The organism is Syntrophomonas wolfei subsp. methylbutyratica (assembly GCF_001570625.1).
GTDB lineage: Bacteria > Bacillota > Syntrophomonadia > Syntrophomonadales > Syntrophomonadaceae > Syntrophomonas > Syntrophomonas methylbutyratica.
In genome coordinates, this window is record NZ_BBQT01000016.1 from 1 (window position 1) to 25,021 (window position 25,021).

Genomic DNA, 25,021 nt, shown 5'->3' on the forward strand with positions numbered 1-25,021 from the left:
TAGCACTGTGTAGTGCATTCCATCATTATATCGGAGGTGGCTCTCATCATGACCAAGGTGGCTCTATTTGATGCTCATGGTGGCTCTATTTCGTCACACGTGTGGCTCTATCGCAAAATATTACCCATCTTCATTTTGGAATAAATATCGTGAACATATAAGAAATCATGACTTTCAATATCCTTTGGATGCTTTCGAGGAAAATGTTTATAAAGAAAATTATTCTGAAATAAAGACAGGACGATCTTACCATCAGAGGAATGGAACTATAGTTTATCTTTATCATATTTGTATAAAGATGCCCTAAGATGTGACTAGTGATTTAAGTATTTCGCGCCAGATTTGACACTCAGGCTGTTAAATCTCAAACGACGTAGGTGTCCAACCACACCGACATATACATACTTCCCGTTATGTTTAGAATATACCAATTCCAAGATAATGGTAGACTGCACATTATCCATATTACAATCAAATGTAAGCGGTGGAACACATACCGTATGGTCTAAAAACAGCTCCACTGGTTTGGCGTGGAGCTGTTTTTAATAAAACCCTTCTCGTGCAATTTTTTTGATGTAATTATACTGTTTCCGTATCAGCTTTTTGAATTCCCCATCGGATAGCTCATTAAACCGGCCTATCCCTTCTTCGTAAAGACATTCATAAATCAGTTCACAGTAATCGTCATCCTCACGGTGTGCCTTCTTGTAACGCTGCTCCAGTTCATGCGGAAAATCCAGGCTGTAGGCTATACTGTCGATCTTCCCGTCCAGGTATTCCTTGGTCATGTTCATTAAAAAGTCAATATTAGGCTGTTTCATCTCTGGGTTCATCCTTCTCTTCAGCTTGTGTTCCGGCATTTTGCATCCTGCATTCAAGTTGCACTTTCTCGGACCATGGCAGATATTCACCCAGAACCGGATGGTTGGGTTTAAAATCCAGGTTGGGCAGCCGGCGGAAGATATATTCGAGATATTTGTAAGCATCCAGGTTGTTGGCGCTTGCCGTCCCTACGATGCTGAATATGATGGCGGAAGCTTCGGCTCCCTCCACCGAGTCGGAAAAAAGGGAGTTCTTTCTTGTTATAGCCACGGGCTTGACCGCTATTTCCGATAAATTATTGGACAAGGGAATTCTTCCGTCCAGCAAGAAGTTGGTGAAGTATTTTTTGTGGTTCAGGGTATAATTTAAGGCTTTCCGCAGATTCTCCTGCCGGGTCCTTGTCGTTTCCGCCCACGCGAAAAAGGCCTCCAGTACAGGGACGCTGTACATAAGCCGGTTCTTTTTCCTCTCCGCCGGGGACAATTCCTTCCATTTCCGTTCCAACCGGAAAAGTTTATCACAATAGGCTCGTCCGATCGCTCCACCGGAACCGGGGATCTCCTTTTTCCCGGAGTCCAGGGGGATGGCTTCCAGATAATATCGCCGCAAGTGGCTATAACAGAAGCAGCGGGTGATGCCTTCCACTTTTTCATAGCCCTCGTAAGCGTCGCTGACGTGAAAACCATGAAATCCTGCCAGGAATTTCTTGGCATGGTCTCCCGCGCGTGTTCGTGTGTATTCATAGAGAATAACGGGCGGTCCTTCGCAACTGCCGCTCCGGTGGATCCAAATGTAGGATTTGCTCGAAGCCTTCTTCCCAGGCTCACGGTTGACCTGCCAGGTAGTTTCCTCATGATGATGCCGCATTTCAGCAATTGGCCGTGCATCCGGTCATACAGCGGTTTCAGCCAATACTGGGCACAGCGTATGACCCAGTTGGCCATGGTATCTCTTTTCAGGACCGCACCCATCCTTTGAATATCCCGTTGTTGCCGGTATAAGGGTACCGAGAGTACATATTTCTGATACATAATCCAAGCTGCGCTGGAGGGGGAGGCGATGGAGTGCGACAATACAGGAGCCGGTACCGGCGCGCCGTATATGGCATCGTAGGGATTCGCCTCGCTCTTCCCGCATTCCACACATTTGTACACATATTGGATATAGTCTTTCATAACCAGCTTGGCCGGGATATATTCCAGCTCAGAGCGTACTTTTTTCTTGCCAATAACCTTCAGTTCACTGGCGCAGATCCCACACACAGTTTCTTCCGGGTTCAGAACACACTCCACGGTCTCTCTGGAAAGTCCTGCCGTCAGTTTCTCACGATCACCTTTTTTGCGTACGGGTCTTTTGTGTTCCTTGATGGAAATGACGCTCGCATAGGGCAAAGAGAAGTTATCTGCGTCTTCTTCACCGAACAGGGAAGCTTGTCCTTGTGTTGGCGGCGTTTTTTCACTGGAAGCGCCGAACCGCTGCTTGGCGGCCTGTAGAACAGCCTGCGTGAGGGCTTCGACATTATGTTCCAGCCGGTCAATCTTCTCTTGCAGTTTTTGGTTTTCGTTTTCAAGTTGTCTGATGCGCTGATCTTTTTCGTCGACAGTCTGCATGGCGGCCTTCTTCCCGGTGGATTTGTTACTTCCATTATACCAGAAAATTGGCATTTTTGTCAGCATTTCAGGGCGTTTTCAGTAAATGATGCCGGCAGTGTCAATCCTGTCGGGGTACGCTTTTTTCTGGTCTACCTGTAGTCCTGCCAAGAGCCACTCCAGTTGACGCTTGGTGATGTCCCGCACTTCGCCCTGATTCTTTGGCCACTGGAATTTCATCTCGTCGGCAAGTGCTTTGGTAACCAGGATAAAGCCGTTACCATCCCAGCGTAAGGCCCGCAAGGCATTGCGGCGTTTATTACAGAACAAAAAGACGCTTGTTCCCGCATGGGGATCCAGGTTGAATTTCAATGCCACCAAGGAGGCCAGTCCGTTTTGCTGCTTGCGAAAATCCGTGGCTCCCAGAGCAAGGTAAATATGGTCCGCCTTATCGGCGATATGCTGCATCATAATTCCTGCAGAACCTTCATTAGCCCTGCCAGTGCGGCCGGATTGAAACTACCGGGAACTGTTACCCGGATGCTTTTGAAGAAGATCTGGAAGTCGGAAGTGAATACTGGATTCTGCCTTGCTGCATCATCAGGTGAAAGGATGGGGGTGATATCGGCAAAACTCGTTTCTTCACCTGTTTTTTGTTTTTCGCGCACCCGGCGGTTCCAATAATTGTACTGGGATTTGCTCACACCATTCTTTTTACACCATTCTCCGATCGTCATGCCGGTTTGGATGCGTTCTCTTATTCTTTGCTCCCAGAGCTGCAGCTTTTCAGCTGTGGATTTCACTTTAAAACCTCCCCTCTGTTCTCTTGCTCTTAATCTATCAGAGGGGAGGTCGCTTTTCACGACGGTATTTGTTCCACCGCTTACCAATCAAATAAATGAACAAGAGGACATAGTGTTGATTGATTATGTCCTTTTTTTATATATAAACCACAATTAAAAGCCGTTTGCTTTATTATCCCGATAAAGCAGGCGGCTTTTTTTGCGTGAAAGGAGGAATTTCAGGTGCCAAAAGTAATTGCCATTGCCAACCAGAAAGGTGGCACGGGCAAAACGACCACAACAGTCAATCTGGGTATCGGCCTTGTGATGCAGGGTAAAAAGGTGCTTTTAGTGGATGCGGACGCACAAGGCAACCTAACGGATTCGTTGGGCTTCCATGAACCGGACAATCTACCTGCTTCGCTGTCGAGCGTTTTAACCAAAAGCATGACAGAGGAACCGTATGAGCCTAATGAGGGCATCCTTCACCACGAAGAAGGCATTGAACTTATGCCGGGTAACATTGAGTTGTCAGCCATTGAGGTATCCCTCGTCAATACCATGAGCCGGGAAACGGTGCTGCGCAGCTATATCAATACCGTGAAAGACAAATATGATTATGTGCTGATTGATTGTATGCCCTCCCTGGGCATGATGACCATCAACGCCCTTGCCGCCGCGGACAGCGTAATTATTCCGGTTCAGGCCCATTATCTGCCCGCCAAAGGAATGACGCAGCTTTTACAGACCATAGCCAGGGTAAGACGACAAATCAATCCGAAGCTGACCATTGATGGCGTTCTGGTGACAATGGTGGATAACCGCACCAACTTTGCCAAGGACATTTCCTTTATCCTGCGCCGCGACTACGGCGACAAATTGCGCATTTTTCAAACGGAAATCCCCTTGTCTATCCGTGCGGCGGAAACCAGCGCCAAAGGAAAGAGCATTTACCTTCACGACCCTCACGGTCTGGCGGCAAAAGCCTATGAAGCTTTTACAAAGGAGGTGTGGGACATTGGCGAAAAGCAGCGCAAGAGACAGCATCAAGCTGGCCTCAGTAGATGACCTTTTCACCACCGAGGAAAGCCGCGCCGAGGAACAGCGTGAAAAGGTGCTGGACATTCCCCTATCTGAAATCAGCGACTTTCCAAACCATCCTTTTAAGGTAAAAGCGGATGAAGCCATGCTGGAAATGGCGGACAGCGTAAAGCAGTATGGCGTTTTAGTCCCCGGCCTTGTCCGGCCCAAAGCGGATGGCGGCTATGAAATGGTTGCCGGACACCGGCGCAAAAAGGCAAGCGAGTTTGCGGGTAAGGAAACCATGCCCTGCATTGTCCGTGAACTGGACGATGATGCCGCCACGATTATCATGGTTGACAGCAATCTGCAAAGGGAAAGCATTTCCCCAAGTGAAAAAGCCTTTGCCTATAAAATGAAGCTGGAAGCCATGAAACGGCAAGCAGGCAGACCAAGCAAAGAAAATGCGTCCCAAGTTGGGACACAAAAACGTTCTGACCAAATATTAGCTGAACAGAGCGGTGATAGCCGCAATCAAATTCAGCGTTATATTCGTCTCACTGAACTCATACCGCCTGTTCTTGAAATGGTGGACGAAAAGCAGATCGCATTTAATCCTGCTGTGGAAATCTCCTACTTGGCCGAAAAAGAACAGCAGGAACTTTACGACACCATGCAGTCAGAGGAATGCACTCCATCTTTGGCACAGGCGCAGCGGATGAAAAAGCTCAGTCAGGATGGCAGGCTGAATATGGATGTCATCTTCTCCATTCTTACTGAGGAGAAACCGAATCAAAAGGAAAAATTCAATATCCAAAGGGAGCGCATTGACCGCTTTTTTCCCAGTAGCTTTACCGAAAAACAGAAGGAGGACTTAATCGTTCAGTTGCTTGAAAGCTGGTACAAAAAGCGGCAGCGAGAGCAGGAGCGATAAATCTGTATTTGACCGCTACGTATGGCAATTCCCTCTCAAATGGATGAGAGTTTTTTTATGCCCTTTTTGAAAGGAGGTGCTTCCATGCATTTTACAGAAGGGCCTCTGCGCGCATACGAGCGCATAATGCAGGAAAAGCCGAAACATGACTCCGAACCTGCTAAAACGGTTCAAGATCGGGATTGTAAGCACTGCTTGCACTTTGACGAGCATCACCACAAATGCAGCAAGAAAAAGTGCGTGATATTTAATGAGTAATGAAGTGATTTCAACCCTGATCCGACGTGTCCATACGGGCGGCAAGCAGGCGCAGAAAGACGGTAATGGGCAGAATGTCGGAAAGAACAATAAGCAGAAAAGGCGGCCCCCCTTCTTTTTCGGCAAGTAAAACCGCTCCTAAAGCCTGAAAGGAGGAACAGAACAATTTGAAGCTACTCAAGAATCGGATATTTCTAAGCGCCCTTTGCCTAATCCTGGCGGCGGGCGTTTCGTTTTTTCTCCTGCCTCGCTTCTACGAAAGCAAAAGTGCAACGATCATGGTGCCAAGAGCGGCGCAGGACATTCCGGCAGGGACGGCAATCCAGGACAAACATCTTGTTGCAGCGGAAGTCGGAAGCTATGGCCTGCCGGAGGATGTCATCAACGACAAGTCCCTGATTATTGGGAAAATCGCGCAGACGGACATTACCAAGGGGGGCCTGTGGCTGGCGGAAACAATCTGCACCCTGCACCGGCCCTCCGTCGCGGCGCAGATGTGGCATCAATCCGTTTCGGATTTTGTGCGGGAGCTGCATATAGCGGAAAAACAAATCCATATCCTGCAAGCTCCGGGCGGTGAATTTGACGACAAAGTCTACCGGGACATGACCGGGCTCTCCTTTCCCTTTGAGCTGCCTTACGTCAAGCGGGCCAGCGAGCTGCAAAACGCCGGAACACCCTTGTATTTCCACCGTGACCGGGCCTGTCGGCATTACGGCAAGGTGTTGGAGCAAATTGCCGACAGAATCTGCGGAGGTGGGAAGCCATGAACAGCAGATTTTCCATCCATGATCTAATTTACCGCGCCAACAAACGGCGCTCCGACAGCGGAGAAAGCAATCTGGAAGCGCGGGACTACGGTGAGATTTTAGACAGGCTGCAGCGGATCATCGCTCAAAATCATTCCACGGAGCTAGCCCAGGTCCTGTACTCCCAAGAAGCCGAAGCAAAACTCAAAGACTTGATTATGCGCTACTTAAACAGTGAGCAGTTGGTGTCCAAAGACCTGCGTAACATTTCCGAGTTGGTGGACGCCGTGTATAACGACATGGCCGGTATGGGGCTGTTATCTCCCTACCTCCAGGACAGTAGCGTGGAGGAAATCAATGTCAACGGCTATGGCGGCGTTTGGGTGCTGTACAAAGACAAAAAGGTACGGCTTGCGGAAACCTTCGGAAACCCGGACGCTTGCGCCAACATCGTCCGCAAGATGAGCCGTTTCGGAAACGTCATCCTCGACGGTTCCAAGCCTGTCGGGGACAGCTATATTTCACGGGGCGTCCGCATGTCGGGAGCCATTGAGCCATGTGTTGACCCGGATGCCGGAGCCATCGCCTCCATCCGAAAACAAAAGCCTTTTTATATCACAAGGCAAAACCTGATTCGCTGGGAGACGGCAACGGCTGAGGAATTGGATTTTCTTGTTCTATGTATCAACAACGGCATATCGCTGGCAATCGCGGGGGCCACAGGATCAGGGAAAACGGCGGACATGGGCTACATTCTTAGCTGCGTATCCCCTGAAAAGCGCGTCGTCACCATCGAAGACACGCGGGAGTTATCATTGGTGAAGTTTGACGAAAACGGCGTAATGCTCAATGACGTGGTTCATCTCCTAACAAAGGAAGCGCCGAATAAGATTACCATGCTGGATTTACTGAAACTCTCCCTGAGACTCCATCCCACCGTGCTTGTTCCCGCCGAAATGCGGGGAAAGGAAGCTATGGTGGTTCAGGAAGCCGGGCGGACGGGGCATACGGTTATTAGCTCGTTGCACGCCAACAGCGCCAGATCCGCTTACGACCGAATTTTAACGATGTGTTTAGAAGCCGGAACCTCATTATCCGAGGGAAGGCTAATGAAAAACATCGTGGAAGCCTTCCCGGTCATGGTTTTCAAAATGCAGCTCCCGGACCATTCGAGAAAATATATGGAGATTTTTGAAGCTACCGGCGTACAGGACGGCGAAGTCACCGGCAACACCCTTTTCAAATATGTGGTGGATCACTATAAACGGGATAAGGCCGGGAGGATTACAAAGGTGGTTGGAAGCCACCAGCGTTTGGGGAACATATCCCCGGCCCTGGCCGAAAAGCTGCTGGTAGGCGGTGTCCCGCAAAAGGAAATCCGCCGCTTCGCGGAAGGAGGCCTCGCATGAACCCGATTCATCTATCCCTTATGCTTGTTTTTGTACTTGTAAGCCTTGCCCTCTTCCTCTGGTTGGGGCTTAATCCCTTTGCTGTGGAGAGGAACCCGTTGAAAAAACGCCGCCTTTATCTGGCAGGCGGGAAGCTGAAAACCGCCGAGCGGATCGCCATCCGGTTTGCCACCTTGTTCCGGCAGACCCGCTGCACAAGAAAGAAATTCCTGATCATGATGTTCGCTTCGGCGGCAGGCGGTTTTCTGGCCGGAATGCTGCTGTTTGGCAGCGGCGACCTGGCGGCGGTGATGGCGGTGTGTGTGCTTTCCGCCCCGTACATCTACCTGACCATACAGAGCGCGGCAGCGGCGCGGGAGGAAATCGAGGGACTGGAAAACACGATGTCGGTGATTTCCAACGCCTACGCGGGCTGCGATGACATTGTCAAAGCGATGGAGCTTTATGTAGAGGAAAAAAACCGCTACATTCCCCCTTCACCTGAGAACCCCTACCCCTTTTGACGAGTTTGTCTCTGAGATAAAGTTCATCAATCCGAACATAGAACATGGGTTGTACCGTTTAGGTGCCAAGATCAAAAACCGGTACTTTGCGGAGTGGACCAAAATACTCATCCTGTGCCATCAAGATCGGCAGCTGAAATTTGCCTTGTTTCCGGTGGTCAAAGCCATGAACGACGCCAAATCCATGCAAGTGGAAAGCGACGGCATGATGGTGCGGGTCTGGCGGGACTATTTATTGACGGCGGGCCTGATGTTCTCCGTCATTCCCATGATGCGCTTTTCCAACGCCGAGTGGTTTTCCATCCTGACCACAACCGCCATCGGCAAGCTGCTGGTTGTCCTCATGCTGCTGACCGCCCTGGCCACGGCCTTTTATGTGCTGCGGGCGACAAAACCATCCAACAGATAAAGAGGTTCACCGTTGTTTTACCAAACCGTCATTTTCATCCTGCTGCTTGCGGCGGGATTTTTAATTTGCCGGGAGCTTTTGAAAATCCCCCAAGCAAGCATGAAGAAAAACCTAAAAAACCTGCAAATCGAAAAAGAGAAACCAGGCAAACGGCTAATAAATCGCTTTGTCATGCCCCTGGTCAGGCCGGTTTCCCGGTTGATCCGGCTTGACCCCGTACAAGAGGCAAGAATGGCGTCCATGCTGCGGCGCGGCGGGCTTAACCTCACACCCAGGGAATACCAGGCCAGGGCGCTCATCTGCGCCGCGTTCACCCTGCCGCTGCTGATTCCCCTTTTGTTGATCGGGGCAACAAACGTCGCGCCCGTTATTCTCATTTTTGCGGTGGTCGTGTATTTTCATTTCACCTCCGACCTCAAAGACCAATTAAAAGCGAAAAAGAACCGCATTGAAATGGAAATGCCGAGCTTCATCCGTTCCATCCTGTATAAACTGGACGACATCAGAGGCGGCAATCAAACCGTGGTGCAGGTGGATTTGATCCAGATTTTTAAAGATTACCTGCGGGTGGCCAGCGATGTGTTTTATTCCGACATCTCCATCCTGGTCATGGAGATGAAAGCGAAGGACATTGAAACCGCCCTGCGAAGCTTCAACGCACGTCTGGGGCTGACGGATATTTCCTTTCTGACCAACGCCCTCATCGGCCTGCACCGGGGCGAGCATCAAAGGGAGGCTCTGGCCTACCTTGCCCGGGACATGGACATCAAAGCCAGGGAAGCCCTGAAGTTAAAACTGAATAAATTGCCCGGCAGGGTCAAGATCGCTTCCATCCCTCTGGTGGCCGTGACCCTGGCCACCCTGCTCTACGTCATCGGCTCCCACATGACCCAGGCAATGGGGGGCCTTTTTTAATGTGAAAACGGGGCAACCCTTTTCAAAAATACATTTTCAGGAGGTTAATACCCATGCAAACCATCAAAAACGCAGCCTCAATTACGGAAGAAAGGAGGACAGATCCCATGAGAAAGAGGATGGACAACACTCTTGTGAAAGCCGGAAACGTGCTGGCAAAGCGCGACGGCGACCAGATGACCGGCTGGCTGATCGTGGTGCTGGTTGTTGTCGTGGTAGGCGCAATATTCATGACCCTGTACCAAGGCTCCATCACCGACATCTGGAACAGCATCGTGGACAAAATCACCGGCCTTTTGAACTAATTGCAGCAAAAGGCAGCGGCGCGGGGGAAGCATTGCTTCCCCTTTCCCTTTGAAACCAAATCTAAAAAACAAACGGAGGTATTGATTATGATGACTGCTTTGAAAAACAAAATCAGAATGATGGGCCTGAAAGCCGGAAACGTGCTGGCAAGGCGCGACGGCGATCAAATGACCGGCTGGCTCATCGTGGTACTCATCGTCGTGGTAGTGGGCGCGGTGTTCATGACTCTGTATCAAGGTTCCATCACCACCATCTGGAACAGCATTGTCAGCAAAATTACCGGCTTGCTGAACTGATGAAAGTCGCCAAAGGCATATCCGCGGACGCGGGAGGTGCAACACCAATGAACAGCCAGCACCGGGGCATACGGGGGAGAGCTTCTCTCCCCCGGCCTTTTCAAAAGCTACTGAACAAAGAAGGCAGCAGCTATTTCGATCTGATCATCAAGACCCTGGTGGTAATTACGCTCATGGCTACGGTGATAAGCTTTTTGGGCGTTTTCACCACTTATTTGAATTTAAATCACATGTGTCGGCGTGTTGTGCGGGTGGTTGAGCTGGAGGGGCAGGTATCTAACGCCGCCTATGATGTGTTCTACCGGCTGAAGCAGCAAACTGGACTATCACCGGAGATGACTGTCGAGGATGTGGCGTATTGCGACGTCCAAGACCAGAAAATTCAATTGCGGGAGACCTTTACAGTCACGATGAAATACAGCCACGCCTTTGCAATTTTCAAACCATCCTTTGCCCCCCCTGTTGAAATCCATATTCCGATGAAAGTAAGTATTGGCGGCATGTCGGAGAAATACTGGAAGCTCCCGGAATGAGAGCGCCGGAAAGGGGGAAAGCTGTGGGCCATCTCAAACGAATTATGAACAACCGGAAGGGCGACGTTTTTTTGTTTATCCTGCTCCTCGTCTTTTTCATCCTGACCCTTTCCGTAATGCTTATCGAATACTTCCGCATGGAAAGCCTCTACCAGCAAGTGGAGTACGTACTCCAACGCGGAGTAAACGTATCCGTGGAATACGCCATACGGGACGATTACCGCAGGGACGGCTATTCCCGGCTGGACAGCGCCCTGGCCGAAGAGATGCTGTACGCCTATTTGTACGAAAATATGGGGCTGGATTCTGAACTAAACAAGTATGCCGGGAATCAGTGGGTTTATCAGCTTGAGGTTGAGCGCATCGACGCCACCGACAGCCCGCCCGGCCTGACGCTGACCGGGACGCTGAAAACCCGCAGCGCCTTTAACTTTCTGAGCGGCACGATCCGGCTACCCTTCACCATATCCAGCGTCAACATCCGCATTGAGGAAGGAGGTTCCCCATGATTAAAAAGCTCATCTTTACCATTCCACTTGTGCTTGTCTGCTGCCTGCTGCTGTCGGCCCAAGCCTTTGCTTTGTCAGAGAGCGACATTGCAATCAATGTCGCTTCCCCCATAGACAGCCTTGCCAGTGAAAGCGGAGTGGTTGCCGTGGAGCAGTTTCCGACCCAAATCTCTATCAATGCCACGGCCAAAACCGGCGTGCTCACCGAGGTCCGGCTAGAGTACGGAGAACAAAGCCAAGCGATAACCCCAAACTACACATTGACGATTGAAAATAAAGAGGCTTGCGGTCCCTGCACCGTCACCGTCCAAACGGATCAGGGAGCTGTTCTTGTCGTTACGGCCAATGTGGTCTTTCAAGTCCGGGCGACCTATGACACCCGATACCGCACCATCGGCATGAACGTGAAAGAAATCTACGAGAATGAAAAGTTGATAAAGTCCTTCCCGGAGCTGCAGCGCATCGACCTTGTAAACGCCAACACCGTGGCCGACCATGAACAGGCGCGGATCGCCGGGTGGATCGGCAAACACGACGGCGGCACCTACACGCTGAAAGGAAGCCTGGTGGTGGAAATCCACAATATTTCAACGGGTAAAATCTACGGAACCTATGACACGGGCACGGATTTTGAACCGCTGACCGCCCGTTTCGACTGGACGCCCCAAACTCTGATTGCCTTTGAAACCATGGGCAATACGGCGCTGTCCTATCAGGCCCCGGTGAAAATTGATGTGGAAGCGACCTGGTGCGACGAAAGCAAGCAGGAGATTTTCGGGAAGCTCAACGCCCAAGACAAAGGAGTGCCGGAGCTGCTTTACCCTTATCAGACCGCCGCCGTCACCTTCCATAAGGACGACATCAAGCTGTCCCGCAACTATCAATACATGGGGCTGGAATGGGATTATACCCCGGAAACAAAAAAATTTACCGACGGAGAAAGCAAAACACAGACGGAAATTACCCAGAAAATCCATTATCAAATCCCTGCCGCCCACTTCTATTTTAAGTTCAAAGCATGTGACGGGAACGACCTGTCGGTTGCCATCCGCGCCCCGGCCACAGTGAACCGGGGCGACGATTATTCCTTTACCGTCATTTACATGAACAGCGGAAAGAGTCCCGCCTATGACGTGCCCCTTAAAGGTACGACGGACGGCGTTCTGATAGAGGAAATTCCTGCTGTGCAGGACTTCCAGCCCAATACCAGCCAAACCTATGTTGTCAAACGAACCGCCAACACCGCCGCCGGTGAAATCCATTTGTGGGCCAACATCGGCGTGCCGGAGGGCTTCCATGACGGCAATCTCAGCAACAATACCGCTACGGCGGTGATCAAAATCGTTGACCCCGCGCCCGAAGCAACGCCCGAGCCCGGCGACCAGCCTGACCAGCCGGATAACCCGGACAATCCCAGCAACCCCGGCAATCCCCCGGACGAACCACCCGGCATGAAGGAATCCTGCGACCTGTCGGCAAGCATCCTGGCCCCGCCCACGGTTTACGAGCATGAGGGTTACAGCTTTACCGTGAGCTTTGCCAATCATTCCGATATGGACCTGAAAGCTGTCCCCTTGAAGGGGAAAAGCAATGAAAATACGCTGTCGCAAATACCGAAAACGGCTGACTTCAAGCCGCAGGAAACCAAATCCTTTACTGTCACGGGTACGGCAGGGAATGCGGGCGAGATATACCGTCTGTGGGCCAATATCACAGCACCAAATGGATTGACAGATGAAAATCCAATCAACAACACCGCGATTTCAAGCATCACGGTAGTGGAAAAACCTGCTGACAGCCTGGATAATCCGCCGAACCCCGATAACCCTGATAATCCCGAGGAACCCGGCAATCCAGACAACCCGGACAATCCGAATAATCCTGATAACCCGGATAATCTGTCGTGCGACGTATGGGTGAACCTGTCGTCTCCGCCCACGGCTTACGAACAGGAGGAATACAGCTTTACCATATACTTTGCCAACTCCACCGGCAAGGCATTGACTGATGTGGGCCTGAATGTCACCATCGACGGCCAGGCGGTCCCCGCCGTGCCCGCCACGGCCAATTTCAAAGCCTATGAAAAGAAATCCTTCCTTGTCACCGGCACGGCAGGCGAAAAAGGGACAATCATCCGGCTTGCGGCACAGGTATCGCCACCCGTGGATTATACGGATACCAACATGAGCAACAACCAGGCAGCGGCAAAGATCGCGGTGTTGGAGCGTCCCTATGACCTGGACGTGCAGCGAATTACGCCCGACCGGTATAAAGAAAACCAAACGGTAATCAGCACCATCCGGGTATCCAACAAAGGAAGCATGGACTTTACACCCGGACAGAGAGTTTCCGTGCTGTTTCAGATCCCGGAGCTTTCGCTTAAAAAGCGTGTGGATGCGGTAGTCATGGAGCAGAATACCTGGAATACCGTGTCAGTCAGATGGGATACTCCGAGCGTCCAGACAGATAAAAACATTACCCTGATTGCCACCATCAACCCCGATGAGATTTTGGATAATGAAACCTCCACCGCCAACAACACCTATGCCCAACAGTCCGTCATTAAAAACGTAACCTATGAGGAACCGGCGGAAAGCCGGGCGCTGCCCGATCCGCCCCAAAGAAATGAACAGCCCAGGGTGACATGGTGGGAGCAACGGTATGAAAACGGGCAGTTTGTATGGCGGCAGTATTACGCCGAATTACGGGTAAATGCCGCGCTGGACTATGACACCAAAGCCAAAGGCTATCTCAAATCGGGCTATGGCTATGCCATCCGCGTCACGGCCACTGTGAACACCAACTACGACCGGCCGGAGCTGATTACCGCCCCGCAGACGGCGGAGGTCTATTTGCCCGAACACCGCTATGAAACCGCCATCCCTCTGGTAAAGGAAGGCGGGCAATTTGTTTTCCGGGAGAATCCCGCCTCTCCCTTCCGCTATAGGAAGCAGTACATCCCGGTCTGGTTCCCGGATTTCAGGGATTGCATCGTACAGCTTCTTGTTACCGACGCCCATACGCCCGGCGGAACACTGTCCAAATGGATAACCGGAGGGGAGCTGAAAATCTATGTGGTGGACAGCATGTACGATGATGATGTCACCACGGGAAATTGATATGCTGCTTTGCGCCATTCCTCTCCTGTGGGCGGCCCTTATGGATTGGAAAAAGCGGATCATCCCCGACTGGACATGGATTTCTATTCTCCTGATCGGCGGCGTATCCGCTTTTCTTCTGCCGTACCCGACCCCGGCCCAGCGGATTGCGGGATTTCTGCTGCCGGGTATCTGCCTGCTGCTCCTTGCCGTGAAATACGGCGGCGTGGGCGGGGGTGATGTAAAGCTTGCGGCGGCGCTGGGGTTTTGTTTTGGCCTGAACGCGCTGGCGGCCATCCTCTTTTTCGCTTTGCCCCCCGCCTGCGTCTATGCAAAGGCAACCCGGCAAAGGAGCGTACCGCTGGCCGTCTTTTTGTGCATCGGATTTTTTATATATGCCGGTGTTCTTTTTATATACGGACTGACCTGCTGACTTAAATACAAGGGGGTGTTTTTTGTGGAGTTGAAAACGATTTTAACCATCGTGCTTTGCCTGGTGATTATTGGCGGCACGGCGTCCCTGTATCTCAGGCGAAAAAAGAAATAACGGCGCGGCGGCAAAAGGGACGGCAACACCGTCTTTTTTTGACGGTCCGTAGATGGAAGGAAAACAGCATGAGCGAAGAAAAACGCATGGTGGACACCTATGAGATAACACACGCCATCCATGTTGGAGATAAAGAAGTCCTCTTTGCGGTGGACGAAAAGAAAAGCGACTGCCCCTATATGGTCTGCGACTGCACCTGGGATAATCCGTTGGGTATCGACCACTATTTTAATGCCGCGGGAAGCGCGGACTATCTGGAAATGATGGCGGAGTTTGCCGACCGGGTACAAGCGCAGCTTGAAGCGGTAAAAGCGGAACGGGACAAAATCACCGTCCCGCTTTCGCCCTTCACGACGGAGCATTGCACACCAAACGATTACGGCGAAAACATTGAAAACAAGGTTGTGGTCATCAGGACGGAGCGCCTGCGTCCTGAATATCGCACCGCCGACAAGCAGCTTGTGCTGGCCGTGAGCGGCTTTGGCACTTATGCCAATACCAGAGGCCGGGCGGTCTACACCGTCAATCTCTATTCCGGCAAGGAATCCCGCTGGAATCGGGAGGACATCCTGGGTGTTCTTAAACCCGAATATATGCCCGATTGGGCCAAGGACCGGCTAAAGCAGATACAGACCGAACGGCAGGCAAAACGCAAAAAACAAGGACAAGAGCGTTAGGAGGTTTTTAGGCTATGGAAAAGGAGATCAACGCCGGGTATGTCATTACCGACCGGCTGGCCGTGGGCAACGCGGAATTCGTCATCGGGCAAAGCGATACGGCTCCCGCGAAGTTTGTTACATGGAAATGCAGAAAGGGCGAAAAGGATTACTTTTGGGGGCATTACCTGGGCGACCGGCTGACTGCTTTGGAGGACCTGTGCAACCGGGCGCTGGATGAAATTCATCATCTCAAATTGTTACAGCAGGATCAAGAAAATGAGGTAAAGCCGGAACGTCCGGTCAAAAAACGGTGCGAGCCGGAACGGTGAGGTGAACAAAATGGCATTTAAAATCAATGCCGCCACCCCGGAGGAAGCCGCCCTGTTCTACTCCAACGCCGAAAAGGACAAGGAGCTTGGCTGCATCGGCCATTTGCGCGGCGACTTCGGATGCGGCGGCAGAGAGTTTTGGAGTACCTGGTGGGAGCATCAAGGCGACCTGAAGACACAGGCATTTAAGGACGAATTTGACGTATTTATCAACTCCCTGCGGAAACAGGGGCTATTGAAAGACCGCAGCAGCATGGCGGAATTTTGCCACGCGCACCCGGAATCCAAAATTCCGGGCGCGTGGCATCTCGACGTTTACGGTTTTCGGGTGGATACCGACAAACACCGCTATTATATCCGCTGCTTTCCGCATGGGGGCGATTACAACTTCTACATCTACTGCTATATAAACGAAAAGGAACGACTGCGCGAGCAAGCACAGAGCAAGCCAATCCATAAGAAAAAGCATGAACCGGAACGGTGAGGCCCGTGCTTTTAAGGAGGGAGAACATGAGCGATCTGACCAGATACAGGCTGTGCGCAGGCCTCCCCGCCCCCGCGTCGGCAAAGCTCCTCTACTGCTATCTGCTAGATATGGCGGGAGGCCGCCACAACAGCGTGGTCATATCCATCAAAAATCTTTCCAAAAGCGTGGGGCTTTCCCGTTCGGCCACCAGCCGCAATCTGAATCGTTTGGGGCGGCTGGACATGATCGGCATTGTTCCCCGGTACTCCGAAGACGGCGGCAGGCTGTCCAACCAATATATATTAAAATAAGGAGGGATGCGCATTGGCGACCAAGCTGCAACTGATCACCGAGCTTTCCGAAAGGACAGCCCGCAGCGTCACCAGAAGCCACGCCAACTGGACTTCCTTCCTGAAAACCTCGGCCTGGAGCTACAAATATCCCTTTCAAGACCAGCTTTTGATTTACGCGCAACGGCCTGACGCGACGGCCTGCGCTCCCATTGAAGTGTGGAACGGGAAACTGGGACGATGGGTAAACAAGGGCGCGAAGGGCATTGCCCTCATCGATGACAGTGGAAGCCGGTTAAGGCTTCGCCATGTGTTCGACGTGAGCGACACCAACAGCCGCTACAACCGCCCTGTCCCACTGTGGGAAATGCGGGACGACTATGCCGAAGCGGTGACGGAATCCCTGGAAAACACCTTCGGGGAATTAGACGAAAAAAACAGCCTGCCCTATGCCTTGCTCAGTGCCGCCGCAAACGCGGTGGACGACAATTTCACGGATTACCTGCCCGAGCTGCTTTCTTTCCGGGAAGGCAGCTTCTTGGCAGAATTGGACGATCTGAACGCCGAGCTGTTTTTCAAGGACGCGCTAAAAAGCTCCGTGGCTTACATGCTCTTGACCCGTTGCGGCTATGATGCCGACCAATATCTGCGTTTTGAGGATTTTCAGAGCATGCTTCACTTCAACACCCTCGACACCGTTTCCCGCTTGGGCACAGCCACCAGCGACATATCCGAAATGCTCCTGCGGGAAATCGAGGCCACAGTCAAGGATTTGCAAAAAGCGGAACAAAAGCAAAGTCGCACATTTGCCAAAGATCGAGGCACGGCGCACAATAAAAGCGTAAAACAAAGTAATAAAAGGAGCGGTGAGCATGGAACTGACCTACACGCAGCAGGGCGATTATCTGATACCCGACCTGGCCCTGCCGGAGGAACAAACGCACCTCGGCAAATATGGGATGTTGCGCAGAACATACCTGAAAAACCACCGGAAAGGGATGTACGCCAGCCTGATGCTATCCGGGGGCCTGTACAGCCACCTGGCGGATATCGACCGGACGGCAAGGGAACGCGTCGAGCGGACCACGGCGCAGCTCCTGGCAAAGAACCCCCCGCCGGACAAGGCGAGCGACCCGCTGGGCTGGACAGGGCACATGAACAGCCTCAAGCACCAAGCGGAGGAAAGCGTACTGGCGGAACTGATTTACAGCTAACCCTACTTCCAACCGAGGAGCACCAAATAGAGACCATAGAACAGGCGGAGGACGAAAAATCCTCCGCTTTCTCTATTCCGCAGGAAGCCATTGACGCGGTTTTGCGGCAAGGAAGCGGCGTGCAGGACGGAAAGTACCGGATTTATCTGCACTTCCAGCAGAATGCCTCCGCGAAAGAAAACGCCGATTTTCTAAAAAATGAATATGGTACTGGCGGGCGGACGCCTGTCCTGATCGGCACGAACATTGACGAATGGCACGACGGCAAAGGCATTACTCTCACCAGCGGAAAGCTCACCGGACCCGACACAAAAATTATTCTGCCCTGGACAAAGGTACAAAAGCGAATCGGCGAGCTGATTGCTGCCGACCGTTATTTGAACAACAAAGAAAAGGAACATCTGCCCGCCTACCGGCAGAAGATGGAGGAACGCAGCCAGCAGCTTGCCGAGGAAGCCTACGCCCGCGAAATCCTGAACCGGGAGCCTCCCCCCGCCGCGCCGGAGCCGCCAGCAAGGGAAAATGCGCAGTATGCCTTCTCCCTTGGCGACACCGTTTATCTTGGCGCGGATGAATATGAGATTTTTTCCTTTGACGATAGCACCGTGCATCTCCGGGACATAAGCTTCCCGCTATTCGGCAAGGAGCTTGCGCGGAGCAAATTTGAGCGGATGCTGCGGGAAACCCCCCTCAACGACCACCTTATAACAGCCAGGGAAGCACCGGAGCAACCAGCCGAAGAAAAAACGGAAAAACCGTTAGCCCGCGCGCTGTACCGGGAATATCTGCCCCAGGTTATCGACAGGGTGCGAAGAGATGAGATTTATCCCTACCTGCGGGACAGGGACACCGACCCGGACCCAGCCAAACAGGAATTAGACAGCGCCCTTGACCGCATTATCCTTTCCATGCGGGAGGAACACCCGGACTTTTACGAAGCCTACGCCACCCTGCCGCAGTTTCGGGAATGGCTCCATGAGGACGTGTTCGAGCGGACCTATCAGGACTACCTGACGGAACCCCGCGACCTTGTGACCATCCACGCCGACGACCCCGACGCGCCGGAGTGGGTGCGGCAAACCGGCGATACATTTACCTTCGACAATGAGGACGGCGGGGATGAAAAATCCGATGTGGAATTGGACCGGGAGCTGCCGGAGGCTCAAGCCGGGGAAACGGAAAAGCAACCAGCCGAAAAAGAAATGGCCGTGGGCCTGGAATTGTCCATCGACGGCCGCCGCTTTTCCATTGACACGATCGAAGAGGAGGCCGGAACGGTCAGCCTGCGGGACATCACCTTCCAAAATGGCGTAGGCTTCCCCATCTTCCGCCGGGAGAGGGTCGGTTTCGTGCGCGGCATTTTGGAGCAGCAGACGGGACCCGTCTGGCAGAAAGTACAGGGCGGCGAAGCAACCAAAGTCCGCCTTGACCTTGTGCCGGAAAAACCGAAGCAGCCCCGCGTCAATTTCCATATTACCGACGATGAATTGGGGCACGGTGGTCAAAAGACCAAATACGCTTGGAATGTCGCGGCCATCCGGCTTTTGAACCAACTGGAAGAAGAAAACCGCCTGGCCACCCCGGAAGAACAAGAAACCCTGTCGCGTTATGTGGGCTGGGGCGGCCTGCCGCAAGCCTTTGACGAAAACAATCCGTCATGGGCGAAGGAATACGGTGAACTGAAAGAATTGCTTGACGAGGACGAATATGTGTCCGCGCGGGCCTCCACCTTAAACGCCCACTACACATCGCCTGCCGTTATTAAAGCTATCTACACCTGTTTGGAAAACATGGGCTTTCAGACTGGCAACATCTTGGAGCCTGCCTGCGGCATCGGCAACTTCTTCGGCTTGGTGCCCGAGAGCATGAAAGATTCCAAGCTCTACGGCGTGGAACTGGACGGCATCACGGGCCGGATCGCCAGGCAGCTCTATCAAAACGCCAACATCGCCGTCCAGGGCTTTGAGGAAACCAATCTGCCCGACAGCTTTTTCGACCTGGCCGTCGGCAACGTGCCTTTCGGCAACTATGGCGTAGCAGACAAAAAATATGACAAGCATCATTTCCTCATCCATGACTATTTCTTTGCCAAGACCTTAGATAAGGTGCGTCCGGGTGGCGTAGTGGCATTTATTACAAGCAGCGGTACGCTGGATAAGCAAAATCCTGAAATCCGTAAGTACATCGCACAGCGGGCGGAGTTTTTAGGCGCTGTAAGGCTCCCGAACAACGCATTTTTGAAAAACGCCGGCACAGAGGTCGTCGCGGACATCATCTTCCTGCAAAAGCGCGACCGTGTGATAGATATTGAGCCTGATTGGGTGCATCTCGACAAAACTCCCGAAGGGTTCACCGTCAACAGCTATTTCGTCCAAAATCCCGATATGATTTTGGGACAACTCACTGAGGAAAATACACAATACGGACGGCAGGAATGTACCTGCCTCCCCCATGAGGATACCGATCTTACCGAGCTTCTCCGCGAGACGCTGGAAAACATCCACGCGGAAATCACCGAGTACGAGCTGGAAGACATCGGCGAGGACGCCGATATTTCTTCCATCCCGGCAGACCCCAGCGTCCGCAATTTCAGCTATTGCCTGGTGGACGGCGAAATCTACTTCCGGGAAAACAGCCGGATGAACCGGGTGGAAACCTCCGTCACGGCCCAGGGCCGAATCAAGGGCATGATCGAGCTGCGGGACTGCGTTCGCGACCTGATCGAATACCAGACCGAGGATTACGGCGATGAGGCCATTTTGCAGCAGCAGCGCAAGCTGAACCGCCTGTACGACGCCTTTACCGCCAAATACGGCCTGATCAACAGCCGCGGCAACAGCATGGCCTTTGCCGATGACAGCGCCTACTGCCTGCTCTGCTCTTTGGAGGTGCTGGACGAAAACGGCGAGATGGAGCGCAAAGCGGACATGTTTACCAAGCGCACTATCCGGCAGCGTACCAGCGTGGCCCATGTGGACACCGCCGCCGAAGCCCTGGCCATCTCCATCGCGGAAAAAGCCTGCGTGGACTTAGGTCTCATGCAATCCTTGACTGGGTTATCCGAAGAACGGCTTGCCGACGACCTTCAAGGCGTGATCTTCCGCGACTTCGGGAAGGCGGAGCCGGAACACGCCCCCCGCGCCTTCTTCCAAGTGGAATCTTTCCCCTATGTCACGGCGGACGTCTACCTGTCCGGCAATGTGCGGGAAAAGCTCAAGCAGGTGCGGGAGCTGGCCAAAATCCTGCCCCCCGAACAGGCGGAAAAGATAGCGGTCAACATCAAGGCGCTGGAAGCGGTGCAGCCCCAAGACCTGTCCGCTTCTGAAATCGACGTGCGTTTAGGCGCGACCTGGCTGCCTCCCGATGTGGTCAAGGACTTTATGTTTGAACTATTGGAAACGCCGTATATGTACCAGCGGTATATCGACGTGCTGTATTCCAATTATACCGCCAACTGGAACGTCAAGGGCAAAAACGACGACCGCAGCGACAACATCAAGGCCAACGTCACCTACGGCACACGGCGCATCAATGCCTACAAAATCATCGAAGAAACGTTAAATCTCAAGGATGTGCGCATCTTTGACACGGTCTACGAGGATAACGTTGAAAAGCGGGTTTTGAACAAAAAGGAAACCGCCATCGCCCAGCAAAAGCAGGAAGCCATCAAGGAGGCTTTCCGGGATTGGATATGGAAAGACCCCCAGCGCCGGGAACGGCTGACGCGAATCTACAACGACCGCTTCAACGCCATCCGGCCCCGCGAATACGACGGCAGCCATATCCGCTTTACCGGCATGAACCCGGAAATCACCCTGCGCCAGCATCAGGTGGACGCGGTAGCCCATATCCTTTACGGCGGCAACACCCTGCTGGCCCATTGCGTCGGTGGGGGGAAAACCTACGAGATGGCGGCGGCAATGGAAGGCAAGCATTTGGGACTTTGCAACAAAAGCATGTTCGTCGTGCCCAACCACCTGACGGAGCAATGGGCCGGGGAATTCTTGCAGCTTTACCCCAGCGCCAACATCCTGGTGGCCACCAAAAAGGACTTTGAAACCAAGAATCGTAAGAAATTCTGCGCCCGCATCGCCACCGGCGACTACGACGCGGTGATCATCGGGCATTCGCAATTCGAGAAAATCCCAATTTCCGCAGAGCGCCAAAAGCGCCAAGTGCAGGAGCAAATATGGGAAATTACCGATGGCATCCAGGAAATCAAGGCGGCTAAAGGGGAACGCTACCCCATCAAGCAGCTTGAAAAGACCAAAAAGAACCTGGAATTAAAGCTGAAAAAGCTCAACGACACCAGCCGCAAAGATGATGTCGTCACCTTTGAGGAATTGGGCGTTGACCGGCTGTTCGTGGATGAAGCGGACTTTTACAAAAACCTGTTCCTCTACACCAAGATGAGGAACGTGGTGGGGCTGGCCCAGACCGAGGCCCAGAAATCCAGCGACCTGTTTGCCAAATGCCGCTATCTGGACGAACTGACGGAAGGCCGCGGCATCATCTTTGCCACGGGGACGCCTATTTCCAACTCCATGACCGAGATGTACACCATGCAGCGGTATCTGCAATATGAAACCCTGCGGCGAAACGGCTTACAGCATTTCGACTGCTGGGCCTCCACCTTCGGGGAAACCGTGACCGCCATCGAGCTTGCGCCGGAGGGCACTGGCTACCGGGCCAAAACACGCTTCGCCCGGTTCTACAACCTGCCTGAACTCATGAGCATGTTCAAAGAGGTGGCAGACATCAAAACGGCGGATATGCTGGACCTCCCTGTGCCCAAGGCCAACTACCACAATGTGGCGGTCAAGCCCAGCGAGTTTCAGCAGGACATGGTGGCCGAGCTTGGCGAGCGCGCCGAAAGAGTGCGCAACCGGATGGTGGAACCACACGAAGACAACATGCTGAAAATCACCAACGACGGCCGCAAGCTGGCCCTTGACCAACGCTTGGCCAATCCCATGCTGCCCGATCACGAAGAAAGCAAGGTGAACGCCTGCGTGGATAATATCTTTCGCTTCTGGCGGGATCACCGCGATAAAAAGCTGACGCAGCTTGTGTTCTGCGACCTGTCCACCCCCAAGAACGACGGGAATTTCAACGTCTACGACGATGTGCGCCAAAAGCTCACGGCCCACGGCGTCCCCGCCGACGAGGTGGCTTTCATCCACGAGGCCAACACGGAAACCCGCAAAAAGGAGCTGTTTGCCAAGGTGCGCACGGGACAGGTACGCACCCTGTTGGGCTCCACCTTCAAGATGGGCGCGGGCACCAATGTCCAGGACCGCCTGATTGCGCTGCACGATCTGGACTGCCCCTGGCGGCCAAGGGATTTGGAGCAGCGTTCCGGACGTATCGTGCGACAAGGCAACAAAAACGACGAGGTGCATATCTTCCGGTATGTCACGGAAAACACCTTTGACGCTTATCTCTATCAGATATTGGAGAACAAGCAGCGGTTTATCTCACAGATCATGACTTCAAAATCACCGGTGCGCTCTGCCGAGGATATTGACGAAACGGCTTTAAGCTATGCGGAGGTTAAGGCGCTGGCGACAGGCAACCCCCACATCAAAGAGAAGATGGATTTAGACATTCAGGTTTCCAAGCTGAAGCTGTTAAAAGCCAATCATTTAAGCCAGCGCTACGCTTTGGAGGACAGATTGCTCAAACACTTCCCCCGGCAGATCAAATCAGCCGAGGAACGTATTGCGGGCTATGAAAAGGATATTGCCCTGTATCAACGGCACAGCGCATTGGAAACTGCCGGGGGGAATGCCGAGGAAAGCAAATTTGCAGGCATGACGGTCAAAGGCATCTCCTACACCGAAAAGGCCAAGGCGGGCGCGGCCATCCTGGAAGCCTGCAAAGCCATGACTTCGCCGGAGCCGCGGGAAATGGGCAGCTATATGGGATTTCCCATGATGTTTTCCTTTGACAGCTTCAACAAGCAGTACCAGATCACCCTGCGGGGCGCTCTCAGCCATACGGTTGCATTAGGTACGGACGTTCACGGCAACATTACAAGGTTGAATAACGTCCTTGCCGAAATGCCGAAAAAACTGGAGTATTGCCGGGAACAACTAAAAACCCTCCGTCAGCAGATGGAAACGGCCAAGAAAGAAATTGACATCCCCTTTGAAAAGGAGCAGGAGCTGCAAAGCAAATCCGCGCGGCTGCATGAACTGAACATCCTGCTGAACATGGACAAGCGGGAAAATGAAATGGTGGACGGCGAACCGGACGAGGACATGGATTTTTCCGAAAAAAAGGCCGTGGGCTATGAAAGATGAGGTGAGAAAACATGCCCTATGTGACCCCGGAACAGATCGAGCGCGCCAAACAGATGGATCTGCTTACTTATTTACAGCATTACGAACCGCAGGAGCTGGTTCACTTTTCCGGCAATGTATTTACCACACGCACCCATGACAGCCTGAAAATATCCAACGGGAAATGGAACTGGTGGTCGCGCGGCATCGGCGGGCGCTCCGCCCTGGATTATCTCATAAAAGTCCGGGGCATGACGCTCCCCGAGGCGGTCATGCGGATAGACGGACAGGCAGTGATTATACCGCCTGCCCCGTCAAAGGCGCGGGAAACCGCCGGGCCGAAAAGGTTGCTGTTACCGGAAAGAAACCAAAACAACGACCGCGTGGTTGCCTATCTCAAAGGGCGCGGCATACACAGTACCTTGATTGATTACTGCCTGCAAACCGGATGGCTGTATGAAAGCCACTATCGCCGCAACGCGGTCTTTGTTGGCTTCGACCCCCAGGGGGTTCCCCGCTACGGTGCGCTCCGGGGCACATCCGGCAGCCGGTTTATGGGAGACGTTGGCGGCAGCGACAAGCGCTTCTCCTTCTCCATTCCGGCAAGGGAAAAATCCACCAAGCTGCACCTGTTTGAAAGCGCCATTGACCTTTTGTCCTACGGCACCTTGGAGCTGCTTTCCGATAGGGATTGGCGGCGGGAAAACTGCCTCTCCCTGGCGGGTATTTACAAGCCGAAAAAGAACATCGGGGAAAGCACCCCGCCCGCCGCTCTGACGCAGTACCTCAAGGATTACCCGCAAATAACCGAAATTGCCCTGCATCTGGACAACGACGCACCGGGAAGGTTGGCGGCGAAGACCATCAAGGCCCTCCTTTCCTCCATCTATGCCATTTCCGATGAACCGCCCCTGCATGGGAAGGATTACAATGATTATTTGAAAATGATGTTGAGAGGACGGCACGGGTCGGAGCGATGACGGTAAATGTTTTATCCATACCTCCCTATCGCTCCCAAATAGCAATATAGAAAAAAATAAAACTCGGCAGTACTTAACCTCTCCGATGTATACAACTACACTCTAGAACGATATAATATA

22 protein-coding genes and 1 pseudogene are annotated in these 25,021 nt (G+C 52.7%); 19 read left to right on the forward strand and 4 right to left on the reverse strand.

Annotated elements, in window-relative coordinates; translation table 11 throughout:
* Positions 1-542 precede the first annotated feature (542 nt).
* The 4 genes and pseudogenes from AWB54_RS11045 to tnpA form a co-directional block, all read right to left on the reverse strand.
* Positions 543-821, reverse strand: a complete 279-nt coding sequence (locus AWB54_RS11045) for a hypothetical protein (protein WP_061214665.1) — start codon at positions 819-821, stop codon at positions 543-545.
* A pseudogene (gene tnpC, locus AWB54_RS16715) lies at positions 808-2,432 on the reverse strand (IS66 family transposase). Before tnpC ends, AWB54_RS11045 begins: the two are co-directional and overlap by 14 nt.
* Positions 2,433-2,510: 78 nt before the next feature.
* Entirely contained in the window at positions 2,511-2,882 is a 372-nt protein-coding gene (tnpB, locus tag AWB54_RS11055) for an IS66 family insertion sequence element accessory protein TnpB (protein ID WP_061214666.1), read from the reverse strand.
* Positions 2,879-3,214 (reverse strand): IS66 family insertion sequence element accessory protein TnpA, encoded by a 336-nt coding sequence (gene tnpA / locus AWB54_RS11060; RefSeq protein ID WP_061214667.1) that lies wholly within the window; start codon positions 3,212-3,214, stop codon positions 2,879-2,881. Before tnpA ends, tnpB begins: the two co-directional genes overlap by 4 nt.
* A 222-nt stretch (positions 3,215-3,436) precedes the next feature.
* Here tnpA and AWB54_RS11065 point away from each other — a divergent pair, with 222 nt between their 5' ends.
* The 19 genes from AWB54_RS11065 to AWB54_RS11150 all read left to right on the forward strand — a co-directional run bounded on the left by AWB54_RS11065 (position 3,437) and on the right by AWB54_RS11150 (position 24,901).
* A complete protein-coding gene (locus AWB54_RS11065) occupies positions 3,437-4,261 on the forward strand; it encodes a ParA family protein (protein WP_061214668.1) in 825 nt (274 codons plus the stop codon).
* Entirely contained in the window at positions 4,182-5,147 is a 966-nt protein-coding gene (locus tag AWB54_RS11070; RefSeq protein ID WP_061214669.1) for a ParB/RepB/Spo0J family partition protein, read from the forward strand. The genes AWB54_RS11065 and AWB54_RS11070 overlap by 80 nt, the downstream gene beginning before the upstream one ends.
* 425 nt (positions 5,148-5,572) lie before the next feature.
* Complete coding sequence (locus AWB54_RS11075) at positions 5,573-6,175, forward strand: SAF domain-containing protein (protein ID WP_061214670.1); 603 nt, start codon at positions 5,573-5,575, stop codon at positions 6,173-6,175.
* Positions 6,172-7,563: an ATPase, T2SS/T4P/T4SS family gene (locus tag AWB54_RS11080; RefSeq protein ID WP_061214671.1), complete on the forward strand. Its 1,392-nt coding sequence runs from the start codon at positions 6,172-6,174 to the stop codon at positions 7,561-7,563. Before AWB54_RS11075 ends, AWB54_RS11080 begins: the two co-directional genes overlap by 4 nt.
* On the forward strand, positions 7,560-8,066 hold the full coding sequence (locus tag AWB54_RS16355) for a hypothetical protein (protein ID WP_235811164.1): 507 nt from the start codon (positions 7,560-7,562) through the stop codon (positions 8,064-8,066). The genes AWB54_RS11080 and AWB54_RS16355 overlap by 4 nt, the downstream gene beginning before the upstream one ends.
* A 166-nt stretch (positions 8,067-8,232) precedes the next feature.
* A complete protein-coding gene (locus AWB54_RS16360) occupies positions 8,233-8,475 on the forward strand; it encodes a hypothetical protein (protein ID WP_235811165.1) in 243 nt (80 codons plus the stop codon).
* Positions 8,476-8,487: 12 nt separating this feature from the next.
* Positions 8,488-9,390, forward strand: a complete 903-nt coding sequence (locus AWB54_RS11090) for a hypothetical protein (protein ID WP_235811166.1) — start codon at positions 8,488-8,490, stop codon at positions 9,388-9,390.
* A 53-nt stretch (positions 9,391-9,443) separates the two neighbouring features.
* Entirely contained in the window at positions 9,444-9,695 is a 252-nt protein-coding gene (locus tag AWB54_RS11095; protein WP_235811167.1) for a hypothetical protein, read from the forward strand.
* A gap of 87 nt (positions 9,696-9,782) precedes the next feature.
* Positions 9,783-9,992: a hypothetical protein gene (locus tag AWB54_RS11100; RefSeq protein WP_061214672.1), complete on the forward strand. Its 210-nt coding sequence runs from the start codon at positions 9,783-9,785 to the stop codon at positions 9,990-9,992.
* Between the two features lie 47 nt (positions 9,993-10,039).
* Entirely contained in the window at positions 10,040-10,525 is a 486-nt protein-coding gene (locus AWB54_RS11105; protein ID WP_061214673.1) for a DUF4320 family protein, read from the forward strand.
* Positions 10,526-10,548: 23 nt separating this feature from the next.
* Positions 10,549-11,034, forward strand: a complete 486-nt coding sequence (locus tag AWB54_RS11110) for a hypothetical protein (RefSeq protein ID WP_235811168.1) — start codon at positions 10,549-10,551, stop codon at positions 11,032-11,034.
* Positions 11,031-14,153, forward strand: a complete 3,123-nt coding sequence (locus AWB54_RS11115) for a hypothetical protein (protein WP_061214675.1) — start codon at positions 11,031-11,033, stop codon at positions 14,151-14,153. The genes AWB54_RS11110 and AWB54_RS11115 overlap by 4 nt, the downstream gene beginning before the upstream one ends.
* A complete protein-coding gene (locus AWB54_RS11120) occupies positions 14,128-14,565 on the forward strand; it encodes a prepilin peptidase (protein WP_235811169.1) in 438 nt (145 codons plus the stop codon). Before AWB54_RS11115 ends, AWB54_RS11120 begins: the two co-directional genes overlap by 26 nt.
* Positions 14,566-14,747: 182 nt before the next feature.
* Positions 14,748-15,356 (forward strand): hypothetical protein, encoded by a 609-nt coding sequence (locus tag AWB54_RS11125; protein WP_061214677.1) that lies wholly within the window; start codon positions 14,748-14,750, stop codon positions 15,354-15,356.
* Positions 15,357-15,370: 14 nt separating this feature from the next.
* The gene (locus AWB54_RS11130; protein WP_061214678.1) at positions 15,371-15,667 is read left to right on the forward strand and encodes a hypothetical protein; all 297 of its coding nucleotides are present in this window, start codon (positions 15,371-15,373) and stop codon (positions 15,665-15,667) included.
* A gap of 10 nt (positions 15,668-15,677) precedes the next feature.
* Positions 15,678-16,151, forward strand: a complete 474-nt coding sequence (locus AWB54_RS11135) for a hypothetical protein (RefSeq protein ID WP_061214679.1) — start codon at positions 15,678-15,680, stop codon at positions 16,149-16,151.
* Between the two features lie 26 nt (positions 16,152-16,177).
* The gene (locus tag AWB54_RS11140) at positions 16,178-16,444 is read left to right on the forward strand and encodes a helix-turn-helix domain-containing protein (RefSeq protein WP_061214680.1); all 267 of its coding nucleotides are present in this window, start codon (positions 16,178-16,180) and stop codon (positions 16,442-16,444) included.
* Between the two features lie 13 nt (positions 16,445-16,457).
* The gene (locus AWB54_RS16825; protein ID WP_061214681.1) at positions 16,458-23,942 is read left to right on the forward strand and encodes a DEAD/DEAH box helicase family protein; all 7,485 of its coding nucleotides are present in this window, start codon (positions 16,458-16,460) and stop codon (positions 23,940-23,942) included.
* Between the two features lie 11 nt (positions 23,943-23,953).
* The gene (locus AWB54_RS11150; RefSeq protein ID WP_061214682.1) at positions 23,954-24,901 is read left to right on the forward strand and encodes a DUF3991 and TOPRIM domain-containing protein; all 948 of its coding nucleotides are present in this window, start codon (positions 23,954-23,956) and stop codon (positions 24,899-24,901) included.
* Positions 24,902-25,021: the final 120 nt, after the last annotated feature.